Here is a 12,567-nt window from a genome sequence, read left to right on the forward strand (position 1 = left end):
ATTCCGAACGCAAAACCGCTCTGCAATTTTGCCGGATTTGCTTTGGGGAGGCGCCGGCATGTCAGAGCTTCGCAACAGGGCGGAAGATCAGCAGAAAATCTATCAGCGCTGGGCGCCGGTCTATGACCGCATTTATCGCGGCATCCTGCGTGACGGTCACCGCAAGCTTGCGGCGCTCGCGGCGGCGGCCGGTACGGATATATTGGAGATCGGCGTCGGCACAGGCCTGACGCTCGGGCACTACCCGCGCCGCTGCCGGGTGACCGGCATCGACATTTCCGAACACATGATCGCGCGTGCCCGCGAAAAGACGAGGCGCGAAAACCTGTTACATGTGCAGGCGCTTGAGGTCATGGATGCGCATGCGCTCACCTTTGCCGACCGGTCGTTCGATGCGGTCTGCCTGCCCTTCGTCATCACGCTCATCCCCGAGCCCGAACGGGCGCTCGACGAATGCGCCAGGGTGCTGCGTCCGGGCGGCGAGATCATCCTCGCAAGCAAGCTCGGCGACGGCGCCGGTCTGCAGGGCGCGATCGAGGTGGCGGTGGCGCCGCTGGTGCGCCACATCGGCTGGTCCTCCGCCTTCCGAATCCATCGCATCATCGCCTGGGCCGAGCGCCGCGGCGATTTTGCGCCTGCCGATATCCTGCCGGTCTTTCCGAACGGCTTCTTCAAGATCGTCCGGCTGAAACAGCGCGGATTTGCCGCCTGAGGCGGAGAGTTTCATCCCGCGTCGCCTCTATCGTTCGTTCGAGGGACCGCATGACATCGGATATCTTCTTCATCGCCGTCGGCTTCTGCGCGCAGATCGTGGATGGCGCACTCGGCATGGCCTTCGGCGTGCTGTCGACGACGAGCCTTCTGGCTTTCGGGGTGCCGGCGGCAAACGCCAGCGCCATGACGCATGTGGCGGAAATGTTCACGACCGCGGCGTCGGGTCTCTCGCATGCCTATCATCGCAATGTCGACTGGCGTCTGGTGGTGCGGCTTGCGCCCGCCGGCATGATCGGCGGCGCGATCGGCGCCTATCTGCTCGCCAACATCGACGGCAAGACGATCGAGCCCTATGTGTCGGCTTATCTGATCGCGATCGGGCTGCTGATCCTCTACAAGGCCTTCCGGCCGCCGGTGCAGCGTGAGGTGCGCGACTGGGCCGTACCGCCCGTCGGCCTCTGCGGCGGCGTGCTCGATGCGATCGGCGGCGGCGGATGGGGACCGATCGTCACCAGCACGCTCCTCGGCCGCGGCCATGACCTGAAGCGGGTGATCGGCTCGACCAACTTCACCGAATTTGCGGTGACGCTGACGATTTCCCTGACCTTCGTTGCCACACTCGGCTGGTCCCAACTCAATTCCGCGATCGGCCTCATCATCGGCGGCGTCATTGCAGCACCCTTGGGCGCGATTCTCGTCAACCGCCTGCCGGTGCGGCCGCTGATGGCGGCGGTCTCGATGATCATCATCGCAACGTCGGCGATACGGATCCTGTAGACCGCACTATTGCATGAGATCACAGATTCCGGCCGAAATAGACCTCCACGGATGCGATCTTGTCATCGCGGAAGCGGAGACTTTCCATATTGCGGAAACTGGTGCCGTCGAGCTTCTCGGCACGGTAGCGGACGATTGCCTCGTCGCCGTCGATCGCCAGGAACTCGATGTGAAGGCCACGGAAGATCGGCTCCTTCGACCAGCAGCGCTCGAAATACACGGCGCGGGCGATGTGGTCGTCACGCGGACTGGAGAAGGTAAAATCCTCCGTCAACATTGCGCCGGCGATATCCTTGCGGTCATCGAGATAGGCGGCGTAGAGATCGCGGACGGTCTGCTCGCGCGATATGCGCATGTCGCTCATAGCAATGTCCTCCGAATTACTGATTGCATATTGCAATCAGCCTAACAGTTTCGCCTGAGACGGTCCAGATCGCTTCGGCAATTTCTGAAAACAGGCCATCGCTGCCGGGAGCGCCGTCTTGAAGGACTGGCCAAACGGCGGTTATATGGGCGCGTGCCCACCCTGGAACGACGAGCGCGTGAGACGCTACGGTCCCATGCGCCCGACGTAGAAAGCTTGATCTCAGGACAGTTTCATCCGCGCCGATCCGCTCGCCGCGGCAAAGGGGCACATCATTTCATCAGGCGCGCAAGAGCTGCGCTCTCTGATCAATGCCGAGGCAACGAATGACCGATACGCAATGGGATGCCGCCAGCGCCAGGCCGGGCTCGATCTACTGGAAGCGCAACCTCGCCGTCTCGCTGATCGGTTCCTTCACCACGATCGTGGCGATGACGCTGCTGCTACCCTTCCTGCCGCTCTATGTCGAGGAACTCGGCGTCAGCGACCATGCGGCGATCGTGCAATGGTCGGGCATCGCCTATGGCGCCACCTTCTTCGCCGCGGCTCTGGTCGCGCCGCTCTGGGGGCGGCTCGGCGATATCTATGGCCGCAAGCTGATGCTGGTGCGCGCCAGTCTCGGCATGACGGTGGCGATCTCGCTGATGGGCATGGCCGGCAATGTCTGGCAGCTGGTGGCGCTGCGCCTCTTCGTCGGGCTTGCCGGCGGTTACTCCTCCGGCTCGATGGTGCTGGTGGCGACGCAGACGCCGAAGGACCGTTCGGCCTGGGCGCTCGGCGTTCTCTCATCCGGCATCATGGCCGGCAATCTCGTCGGGCCACTGCTCGGCGGGGCGCTGCCTCCCGTCATCGGCATCCGCGGTACGTTTCTCGCCGCCGGCGGCATGATCTTCCTCGCCTTTCTCGCCACGGCCTTCCTGATCAAGGAAGAGAAATCGCCCGCCCGCAAGCAGGCAGCGAAGGCGAGCGGCGGCTGGAAATCCATTGCCGACAAGCGGCCAGTCATCGCCATGCTGGTAACGGGCATGCTGCTGATGTTCGCCAATATGTCGATCGAGCCGATCATCACCGTCTATGTCGCGCAGCTCGTGCCCGTCGAAGCCCAGGTGACAATCATATCGGGCATCGTCATGTCGGGCGCTGCCCTCGGCAGCATCCTTTCGGCCTCATGGCTCGGCAAACTCGCCGACAGGATCGGCCATTGGCCCGTCATAGCAGGCGCACTCGCCGTCGCCGGGCTGTTGCTGATCCCGCAGGCCTTCGTCACCAGTTCCTGGCAGCTGATCATCCTGCGTTTCATGATGGGCATGGCGCTCGGCGGGCTGCTGCCCTGCATCACCGCGGTCATCCGCCACAGCGTGCCGGATAGCGCGGCCGGCAGCATTCTCGGGCTATCCATCTCCTCGCAATATATCGGCCAGGTGGCCGGTCCCATCCTCGGCGGTTTTGTCGGCGGACATATCGGCATGCGTGCGGTGTTCCTCGGCACCTCGCTACTGCTTCTGGCCGGTGCTGCCTATGCCTGGATGGTGCGGCCGATGAGGAAACATCAAGCTCCGGCTGAAGATGATGCCGATGACCTGTGATAGCCGGGTCCGGGATCAGCTTCACGCGGCACTCGCGCAGATCAGCTCGACGCCCGAGCGGGCTATCGCTTCCAGCACCTCGCGGCTGTCGCCGGCACGAGCGCGGACGGCGAGCGAATGCATGACGGCGGAGGCAAGCCTTGCAAGCATCCGGGGATCGGCGCGCTCGGGAAGCTCGCCTCTTTCCACGGCAAGGCGCATGCGCTTTTCGATCTCGCCGTCGAAATCGTTGAGACTGCGGCCGAGCACCTCGCGCACGCGCTCATGCTGGACTGCCTCGGCAGTCGCCGTGCCGATCAGAAAGCAGCCGCGGGCGGCGGTTTCACCATGCAGATAGATTTCCAGCGCCCCAGCATAGACGCGGGCAATATTGTCGCGAAGCGGCAGTGACGGATCGAGCGCCTCGGTCAGCACGTCCATCCCATCCTGCCGATACCCTTCCAGCGTATCGAGATAGAGATCTTCCTTGTCGCCGAAGGCGCCGTAGAGGCTCGGGCGATTGAGGTTGGTCGCCGCACTCAGAGTGTCGAGCGAGGCGGACGCAAACCCCTTGTCCCAGAAGACATCCCGCGCCTTGCCGATTGCCGCCTTCGCGTCAAAGGCCCTCGGGCGGCCGCGCTTCTTCTCATCCTTCATATTCTGTACCGTTTCGCATTCAATTCTTGACGAGAACTATTTTATGCGAAACAGTACAAATGTCCAACGATATCGGCGGTCGGCGTCAGCTGTCTGCGCAAGAGAGGAGATCCATAATGAAACTCTATATGCACGCTGCAGCATGTTCGCTTTCGCCGCACATCATCTGCCGGGAGCTGGGGCTCGATATCGAGCTCGTCCAGGTCGACCGGCAAACCCACAGGACGAGCAAAGGCGAGGATTACCTCGCCATCAACGGCAATGGCTATGTGCCGGCGCTGATGCTCGACGACGGCAAGGTGCTGACCGAGGGGCCGGCCATCGTGCAGTTTCTCGCCGAAGGCTCGGCCCTGCTGCCCGACGTCGGCAACCTCAGCCGCAACGAGGTGCAATCCTACCTCAATTTCATCACCGCCGAGCTGCATAAGCCGATGGTGCTGCTGTTCAATCCGATTTATTCCAGCGTACATGGGGAGATCCGCGCACTGATCTCGAAGCGGCTCGCCTGGCTGAATGGCCGTCTTGCCGGACCCTATCTCACCGGCGATGCCTTCACCGTGGCGGACGCCTATCTTTTCGTCTGCCTGAACTGGTCGCCCTGGACCGACATCGATCTTCAGCAATGGCCGGCGCTGCACGGCTTCATGGCTCAGGTTGCGGCGCGGCCGAAGGTGCGCGAAGCGCTGCAGGCTGAAGACCTCGAAGCCTTCGACGCCGACGGCGTTTATTTCGCACCGCATGCCTATCTCGCCTCGGCCGGACGGACGGGTGAGCCGGTCAGGCCGTAACGCCGACGATTGTCAGAGCGCGTTTACGGCCACCGGCAGGGCGCGCTTGTGAGCGGTCGCCCGATAGGCCGCAAGAATCCGGCGGCGGGAGATCTCGCCGACCGGCTTGCCTTCGAGGAAATCGTCGATCTCGTCATAGGTGACGCCATAGGCCTCCTCATCAGGACGCAAGGGGCGCTGGTCTTCGAGATCGGCGGTCGGCACTTTGAACACCAGTTCATCTGGGGCGCCGAGCCTCTTTGCCAGCAGGCGGACGCGGCGTTTGTTGAGACCGGCGAGCGGCAGAATATCGGCCGCACCGTCGCCGAACTTGGTGAAGAAGCCCATCACCGCCTCGGCGGCATGATCGGTGCCGATGACGAGACCACCCAATGCGCCGGCAAGAGCGAACTGTGCGATCATGCGCTGACGAGCCTTGATATTGCCGAGGATGAAGTCCTGCCGGCCGGCATCGGCAAAAGCGAGGCCGCCGCTACGGGCCGCCGCAAGCATCGCATCGGCCGGCTCCTTGATATTGACCACCATCGAGCGGTCCGCGCCGATCGTTTCGAGCGCCCGACTCGCATCGGCTTCGTCGGCTTGGACACCATAAGGAAGACGAACGGCGATGAATTCGGCGGTATGGCCGCCGTCCCGCAGCTCGCGCACCGCCTTTTGGGCCAGCAGCGCCGCCGTTAGCGAATCGACGCCGCCACTGATGCCGAGGACGTAATTGCGCATGCCCGACGCGACGAGATAATCCTTGAGGAAGGCGGTTCGGCGTTCGATCTCATGCTCAGCATCGATATCGGCGGCAACGCCCAGTTCACGGATGATATCGCCTTGTTCGTCGAACAGCACAGTCATAAGCCTCTTCCTCCCACTTACGGAATTTCGGCGCCACTATGGCGAAAAGATGGGGGAAGGCGAAGCCGTTTCGGGCAGACCTGCCATGCATTTGGTGCAAGTGGCGCCGGGACGCAATATCTCTAGGTAGAGAGGGTGAGCTCGCACCTACCGCACGATCGTAAATAGCTCCACCGGCTCCGCAAAGCCCTTCAACATGTGCGTCCCGACCGACACCACATCCCCTGCCCCGGCCTCGTCGCGAAACGGCTCCGACATCAGCACGGCCTCGCCGAGTTCACTGCAAGCGGTCTGGATGCGGCTGACCAGGTTGACGTCGCCGCCGATCAGGGTGAAGTCGAGGCGGCGGCCGGAGCCGACGTTGCCGTAGCTGACTTCGCCGTAATGAAGGGCGATGCCGGCTTTCACGCCGATGCCTTCGTACTGGAAATGGTCGACCTCATCGAGGATGGCGCGGGCCGATGCCAGCGCGGCGCCACAGGAATGGGCGGCATCGTAGCCCGGAAAGAAGGCGAGCACGGCGTCGCCCATGAATTTCAGCACCTCGCCGCCCTCACGAGTAATGGCTGGCACGATCCTGTCGAAATAGGCATTCAGCAGGCCGAGCACGGTGCTGCCCGGCAGCCGGTTGGACAGTTCGGTAAAGCCGCGCAGATCGCAGAGCAGCAGAGCCGCCTCGATCGATTCGATCTGGTCCCGGCGGATGCGGCCGGCCAGGATGCGGCTTGCCGTCAGCGGGCCAATATAGGTATCGAGCAGGCTGAGCTCGACCTGGCGCAGAATGCGCAGCTCGCTGGCATTGCGCAGCGCCGGCAGGATGCGTTCGATCACGTGACGGTCGGAGGCGGTGAAGCCGCCCGGCCGCTTCGTGCCGAAGACGGCGGCGCTGACCGGCCCATCGGCATTGCTGAGCGGCGCAATGACGAGCTGCATCAGGCCGCGATCGGCAAAGACATCGATATGCTGCCAGCGGCCGTGCACGCTTTCGCCTGGGCCGACGACAAGCGGTTCGCGGGTTTCCATGACCTTGCGCAGCGGCGTGTTTGATATGGCGACCCGCGCGCCGTGTTCGCGGTCGTGGATCTCGACCGGCTCGCCCGGCGCCCAGGCGATGGTGCGTCCGATGAACTCCGGATGCAGCGTCATCAGATGCAGGGTCAACCGGTCGACTGGCAGGCCGAGCGCCTGAAGCCTGCGGCCGAGGCCGGAGACGAGGCCCGCTTCGTCGAGCGCGTGGCATTCGTCGCCGGAGAGCCATTCGATGATCGAGAGCAGTGCACCGACGCTGACGGCATCACGGGCAGTCTTGGGCTGGAGCCTGTCGGTATCGGCGGCATAGATCGCGGATGTCATGGCTTTCTCCTCCTTGAGTCGGACGAGGCGCTAGTGAGCGCCGCCGCCGGAGAGTTGACCGGGTTTCCTGAGAAGCAGGCTTGCAAGCAGGGCGACGACGAGGGCGACGCCGAGCAGGAAGAAGGTGTCGCTAAAGGCCATGATATTGGCCTGCTTGCGCAGCTTCAGCGCGATGGCGACGACGGCCTTGTGGCTCGCGAGCGCCTGGTCGCTGACGCCGTGGCTGATGAAGTAGGCGGTGAGCCTGGCGACACGATCGCGGGTGGCTTCCTCGAAGAGGGAAACCGAGTTGGTCAGGATGTTCGAGTGGAACTGCTCGCGCTTCGACAGGAAAGTCTGAAGCGAAGCGATGCCGACCGCGCCGCCGAGATTGCGCATCATGTTGAAGAGTGCCGAAGCCGAACCGGCATTCTCCTGCTCGATGCCCGCAGTGGCGATTGCCGAGAGGGGCGTGAAGACCAGTGCCTGGCCGATGGCGCGGACGATATTCGGCCAGAAGAGCTGGTCGCTCGCATAGTCGCCGGTCATGTGCACGTTCATGAAGTTCGAAGCGGCGAAGAGGGCAAAGCCGACGACGATCAGCAGGCGGACGTCGAAGCGCTTCATCAAACGCGGCACCAGCGGAATCAGCAGCAGTTGCGGGATGCCGGTCCAGGCGAGAACCATGCCGATCTGCTCGGAATTATAGCCCTGGATACGGGTCAGATAGATCGGCAGTACGAAGACCGAACCATAAAGCGCAATGCCGAGCAGGAAGTTCGCGACGATGCCGAAGCCGAAGTTCCGGCGGACCAGCAGGCGAAGGTTCAGCAGCGGATGGGCAGTCTTCAGCTCGATGATCAGGAACAGCGTCAGCGAGACGGCGGCGATGACCGACAGGCGGAGGATGAAATCGGAGCCGAACCAGTCTTCCTTGTTGCCCTCCTCCAGTACGGTCTGAAGGGCTGCGAGGCCGATCGCCATGGTGATGATACCCGGCCAGTCGCCCTTGGCGAGCAGCTTCAGGTTCATCGGTCCACGATCGAGCGAGGCCCAGAGCATGCCGACCATCAGCGCGCCGGGCACGAGGTTGACGTAGAAGATATATTCCCAGCCCCAGTTTTCGGTGAGGTAACCGCCGATCGTCGGGCCGATGGCCGGTGCAAAGGTGGCCGAAAGCGCAAAGAGGGCAAGGCCGATCGGCTGCTTGGGCTTGGGCAGCAGCGTGATGATGATGGTGAATGCCATCGGGATCAGCACGCCGCCGGAAAAACCCTGAATGGCGCGCAGAATGATCATCTGCTGCAGATTGGCCGCGAAGGCGCAGGCGACGGAGAAGACGAGAAAGAGGATGGCGTTAACAAGCAGATAGTTGCGGACCGAGAAGACCCGCGCCAGCCAGGCGCTGAGCGGAATGACGACGATCTCGGCGATCAGATAGGAAGTCGAGATCCAGCCGCCGTCATCCGTGCCGGCGCCGATGGCGCCCTGGATATCGGCAAGCGAGGCATTGACGATCTGGATATTGAGGACTGCCATGAAGGCGCCGAGCGTCGAGCCGACAACGGCCGCCCACATGCGAAGCAGGCTCATGGCGGCAGGTTTTGCCGGCGCGGCAGCGGTGGGGCGTGCGCTCGAATTGCTATTTGCGGCGATCTGAAGAGTGGCCATGACATATCTCCTTCCGGCTTTCACGGAAAACTTCTCATGACGGGGTTCGGGTGATCATTCGGGAAATGGAGGGATCATCCAGCGGGACTGGATGATCCCTCCTCGGCTGCCGCGGAGGTCTGGGCAGCCTTAGCCTGGGCAGCTTTGGTATCGATTTCGGGCTCGACCGACATGCCCGAGCGCAGCAGGCCCCTCAGAGCCTCGTCGTCGATGACGATCTTGACCGGAATGCGCTGGACGATCTTGGTGAAGTTGCCGGTGGCATTATCAGGCGGCAGCAGCGAGAATTCCAGGCCGCTTGCCGGCGAAACGCTGTCGACATGGCCCTTGATCGATATGTCGGGAAAGCTGTCGACCTTGATCTCGACCGGTTGGCCGGGGCTGATATAGGTCAGCTGCGTTTCCTTGAAATTGGCGACGACATAGACCGCATGCAGCGGCACGACGGCCATCAACTGCGTGCCCGAAGTGACATACTGGCCGACGCGGATCGACCGGGCGCCGACCGTACCATCAACGGCGGCGACGATATCGGTATAGGAGAGATTGAGCTCCGCCTGGTGGGCGGCGGCGGTGGCGCGGTCACGCTGGGCAACCGTCTGTTCGCGCTGAGTTTGGAGCACCGGCACCTTATTCTCAGCCGCGACGAGGGCTGCCCGGTCGCGCTCGACGGCGGCGGAAGCCTGGTCGCGGGCCGACTGGGTCTGCTCGGCGCGGGACTGCGTGCCGGCGCCATTGCTGATGAGGCGGGCCGAGCGGGCGGCATCGGACACTGCGAAATCCAGCGACGCCTGCGAAGCATCGATCGTCGCCCTCGCCTGCTCGATCACCGACTGCTGCAGGGCGATCTGGGCGTCGATATTGGCAATCGCGGCCTCTGCCGCCTTCACATCGGCTCTCGCCTGCGACAGGGCAGCCTGGAAGTCGCGGTCGTCGATGCGGGCGAGAACCTGGCCGGCCTTGACGGCGTCATTGTCGCTGACGAGCACTTGCCTGATATAGCCGGCGACCTTCGGGGCGACGGTGGTGTAGTCAGCCTTCACGTAGGCATCGTCGGTAGATTCAATGAAGCGGCCGACCGTCCAGTAACGGTAGCCGAAATCGCCTGCGAAAGCGACGCCGGCAAGGAGGGCTGCGGCAATGACGGCGCGCTTGACGATGCTGCGGCCGGTCTTTTTGGGCGCATTCGCAACTGCTGCTTCGGCAACAGGCATGGCAGGCGCCTCGGCGGCGGGCGCCCTGGCGGCATCCTCGGCCAAAATCTGCTCGACCTCCCTCGCACCTTCGAAAACATCCTTGCGGGGTAACTCGACCATCGTCCTTCTCCTTCGCAATTGGCCTCGTCTGTGAGAGGCCGTGTTCAATGAGACGGAAAATGGACCCTGCCATTCATTTTGATAATCTGCTTATATCGAGAAGGATCATCAACTCTCAGCGGATAATCCGAGGGCAATATGGATCGGCTGACAAGTCTCACAGTCTTTGGCCGCGTGGTGGAATGCGGCGGTTTTTCCGCCGCCGCGCGCCGGCTCAACATGTCCGTCACCATGGTCGGCAATCATGTGCAATCGCTGGAGGATCGGCTCGGCGTGCGGCTCCTCAACCGCACGACGCGCAAGGTCAGCCTGACGGAAACCGGCAAATATTACTATGAGCGCTCGTCGCAGATCCTTGCCGAACTGGAAGAGGCAGACCGGACGGCGGGCGCGCTAAGCTCGACGCCGCGCGGCACGCTGAAGGTCTATACCAGCAGCGCCATTGTGCGTTTCCTGCTGCCCGTCGTCAGCGAATATATGGAACTCTATCCAGCGATCTCACTCGATTTCAGCGTCGGCGAGCGGATGGTCGACATGATCGAGGACGGCTACGATCTGGTGATGCGCACCGTGCCACCGCCGGATTCATCGCTCGTCGCGCGCAAGCTGACGCCCTGGCGCCATATGCTCGTCTGCTCGCCGGCCTATCTCGAAACCCATCCGAACCCGAAGACGCCGGCCGAGGTCGCCGATCACAATTGCCTGCAATATGCCTATTACCCCTACGGAGACGAATGGCGCTTCGAGGATGGCGAAGGCAAGCAGGAGAGCATCAAGATCGGCGGCAACGTCGTCTCGAACAGCGCCGAGATGCTGCGTTTCCTGACGCTGAATGGGCGGGGCATCTTCCTGGCGCCGAGCTTCGTGGTGTTCGACGACATCGCCGAAGGACGGCTGGTGAAGATGATGCCGGACTACCGGCCGGTGGAACTCAACATCAACGCGGTCTACCCCAACCGCAGCCATCTGCCGACGAAGGTGCGGTTGTTCATCGATTTGCTGGTGGAGCGATTTGCGGAACATCGGAAGTGGATGACGTGAGTGCGCGAGGGATGATCGCCTGACCTCAGCGCAAGACGCTGCCCCTCACCCTAACCCTCTCCCCGTAAACGGGGCGAGGGGACGTGCCATGCGAGACGCAGGTTGGGTACGGAAAGGTCGCGGCATATCCCTTCGCCCCGCAAGCGGGGAGAAGGTGCCGGCAGGCGGATGAGGGGCGGATGCGTGGATTTTGGTAGAGGCGACCGCCCCGGCCCTGCGCTTGCGCTTCGGGCGTTCTTCGCTGCAATCGACTCACTGGATCGATTGCTCCCGCTTCGCGGGACCGCTCCTCACCCTCACCCTCACCCTCACTCTCACTCCTCGCTCTCGCTTCTGCCGTAGGCCCAGTCCATGTAGAGTTCCAGCGCCTTGCGGGTGACCGGACCTTCCTGGAGATCGCGGCCGTCGAGGCGGATGACGCCGACGACCTTGGAATAGTTGCCGGTGGTGAAGATCTCGTCGGCTTGAAGGAAATCCTCGACGGAAAGCGTTGCTTCAACGACGTCGAACCCGGCCTTGCGCAACAGGCCGATGACGCGGGCGCGAGTGATGCCGGCAAGGAAGGTGCGGTTGGCCGCAGGCGTCATCACCACGCCGTCGCGCACCATGAAGACGTTCGATGAGGCGGTCTCGACGACATTGCCATTCAGGTCGCGCACCAACGCATTGTCGAAGCCGCGGCTACGCGCCTCGGCGATCATGCGGCCGCTGTTCGGATAGAGCGAGCCGGTCTTCGCCTCGGTCATCGCCGTTTCCGGCGACGGACGGCGATAGGGCGAGACCGTGAGGCTGGTGCCGCCATGACCGCCCATCGGAGCCTCGAACAGGCAGAGCGCAAAGCGGGTCGATTCCGCATCGACGGAGACGACGCTGCCGGGCGAACCATGTTCGCCCCAATACATCGGCTTGATGTAGATCGCGGTTGCGCCATCGAATTTCTCAATGCCTTCCCAGGCGAGCGCCGCGATTTCCTCGGCAGTCTTCACCGGCTTCAGGCCCATCGCAAGCGCCGAGCGATTGATCCGCTGGCAGTGCAGGTCGAGATCCGGAGCGACGCCATCGAACCAACGGGCGCCGTCAAAGACCGACGAGCCGAGCCACATGGCATGCGAGGTCGGCCCGATCAGCGGCGGATTGCCCGGAAGCCATTCCCCATCGACATGGGTCCAGGTGGTCGAGCGCGGTGATGTATCGACGGCCATTTTGCCCTCCCTTATGAAGACGGGCATTTCCGCACGGAAATGCTCTATCTCTTTGTTTTCAGCGCATTCCCTGGGAAAGTTGCTTGGCACTTTGCTGGAATTGCTCTGCAAAGCAAAACCCACCGCGGCAACCCGGGTCAAGGACAAATCCGGCCGGGAAACGCGGAAGCAAGAAAATACCGGAGGACGGCACCGGACCGCAATATTCGTGCGCGGCAGCAAGCGCTCAATCGATGGGTGCATCAGCAAAAATGATGGAATGGAATATTGGAACGGCTGCCCACCGCATGTCAT

The 12,567-nt window shown here is 62.8% G+C and carries 12 protein-coding genes; 5 read left to right on the forward strand and 7 right to left on the reverse strand.

The genetic code is table 11. The features are described from left to right. The first annotated feature begins 58 nt into the window (after positions 1 to 58). Together EFB14_RS14295 and EFB14_RS14300 are read left to right on the forward strand one after the other, a co-directional pair. Positions 59 to 712 carry a class I SAM-dependent methyltransferase gene (locus EFB14_RS14295; protein WP_126826246.1) on the forward strand — a complete coding sequence of 218 codons (654 nt, stop codon included), beginning with the start codon at positions 59 to 61 and terminating at the stop codon, positions 710 to 712. Between the two features lie 50 nt (positions 713 to 762). Continuing rightward, a complete protein-coding gene (locus EFB14_RS14300; RefSeq protein WP_126826249.1) occupies positions 763 to 1,491 on the forward strand; it encodes a sulfite exporter TauE/SafE family protein in 729 nt (242 codons plus the stop codon). A gap of 19 nt (positions 1,492 to 1,510) precedes the next feature. Here EFB14_RS14300 and EFB14_RS14305 read toward each other — a convergent pair whose 3' ends face one another. Beyond that, on the reverse strand, positions 1,511 to 1,855 hold the full coding sequence (locus tag EFB14_RS14305; RefSeq protein ID WP_125846301.1) for a nuclear transport factor 2 family protein: 345 nt from the start codon (positions 1,853 to 1,855) through the stop codon (positions 1,511 to 1,513). 326 nt (positions 1,856 to 2,181) lie between these two features. Between EFB14_RS14305 and EFB14_RS14310 the strand changes: the two genes are divergently transcribed. Beyond that, the gene (locus EFB14_RS14310; RefSeq protein ID WP_126826252.1) at positions 2,182 to 3,441 is read left to right on the forward strand and encodes a multidrug efflux MFS transporter; all 1,260 of its coding nucleotides are present in this window, start codon (positions 2,182 to 2,184) and stop codon (positions 3,439 to 3,441) included. 21 nt (positions 3,442 to 3,462) lie between these two features. Here EFB14_RS14310 and EFB14_RS14315 read toward each other — a convergent pair whose 3' ends face one another. Beyond that, a complete protein-coding gene (locus EFB14_RS14315; RefSeq protein WP_125846303.1) occupies positions 3,463 to 4,077 on the reverse strand; it encodes a TetR/AcrR family transcriptional regulator in 615 nt (204 codons plus the stop codon). A 116-nt stretch (positions 4,078 to 4,193) separates the two neighbouring features. On the opposite strand from EFB14_RS14315, the gene EFB14_RS14320 reads away from it, so the two are divergent. Beyond that, positions 4,194 to 4,865, forward strand: coding sequence for a glutathione S-transferase N-terminal domain-containing protein (locus EFB14_RS14320; RefSeq protein ID WP_126826256.1), 672 nt, complete (start codon positions 4,194 to 4,196; stop codon positions 4,863 to 4,865). A gap of 12 nt (positions 4,866 to 4,877) precedes the next feature. Here EFB14_RS14320 and nadE read toward each other — a convergent pair whose 3' ends face one another. The 4 genes from nadE to EFB14_RS14340 all read right to left on the reverse strand — a co-directional run bounded on the left by nadE (position 4,878) and on the right by EFB14_RS14340 (position 10,030). Continuing rightward, positions 4,878 to 5,711 (reverse strand): ammonia-dependent NAD(+) synthetase, encoded by an 834-nt coding sequence (gene nadE, locus EFB14_RS14325; RefSeq protein ID WP_125846305.1) that lies wholly within the window; start codon positions 5,709 to 5,711, stop codon positions 4,878 to 4,880. A 147-nt stretch (positions 5,712 to 5,858) separates the two neighbouring features. Further along, positions 5,859 to 7,064, reverse strand: a complete 1,206-nt coding sequence (locus EFB14_RS14330; protein WP_126826259.1) for an adenylate/guanylate cyclase domain-containing protein — start codon at positions 7,062 to 7,064, stop codon at positions 5,859 to 5,861. Positions 7,065 to 7,094: 30 nt separating this feature from the next. Next, positions 7,095 to 8,714, reverse strand: a complete 1,620-nt coding sequence (locus tag EFB14_RS14335) for an MDR family MFS transporter (RefSeq protein ID WP_126826262.1) — start codon at positions 8,712 to 8,714, stop codon at positions 7,095 to 7,097. A gap of 74 nt (positions 8,715 to 8,788) precedes the next feature. After that, the gene (locus EFB14_RS14340) at positions 8,789 to 10,030 is read right to left on the reverse strand and encodes an HlyD family secretion protein (protein ID WP_126826265.1); all 1,242 of its coding nucleotides are present in this window, start codon (positions 10,028 to 10,030) and stop codon (positions 8,789 to 8,791) included. A gap of 138 nt (positions 10,031 to 10,168) precedes the next feature. Between EFB14_RS14340 and EFB14_RS14345 the strand changes: the two genes are divergently transcribed. Further along, a complete protein-coding gene (locus EFB14_RS14345; protein ID WP_125846309.1) occupies positions 10,169 to 11,071 on the forward strand; it encodes a LysR family transcriptional regulator in 903 nt (300 codons plus the stop codon). A 314-nt stretch (positions 11,072 to 11,385) separates the two neighbouring features. Here EFB14_RS14345 and EFB14_RS14350 read toward each other — a convergent pair whose 3' ends face one another. Further along, positions 11,386 to 12,273 carry a branched-chain amino acid aminotransferase gene (locus EFB14_RS14350; protein ID WP_126826268.1) on the reverse strand — a complete coding sequence of 296 codons (888 nt, stop codon included), beginning with the start codon at positions 12,271 to 12,273 and terminating at the stop codon, positions 11,386 to 11,388. Between the last annotated feature and the right edge of the window lie 294 nt (positions 12,274 to 12,567).

This window comes from Rhizobium fabae (assembly GCF_003985135.1).
GTDB classification, from domain to species: Bacteria; Pseudomonadota; Alphaproteobacteria; order Rhizobiales; family Rhizobiaceae; genus Rhizobium; species Rhizobium pisi.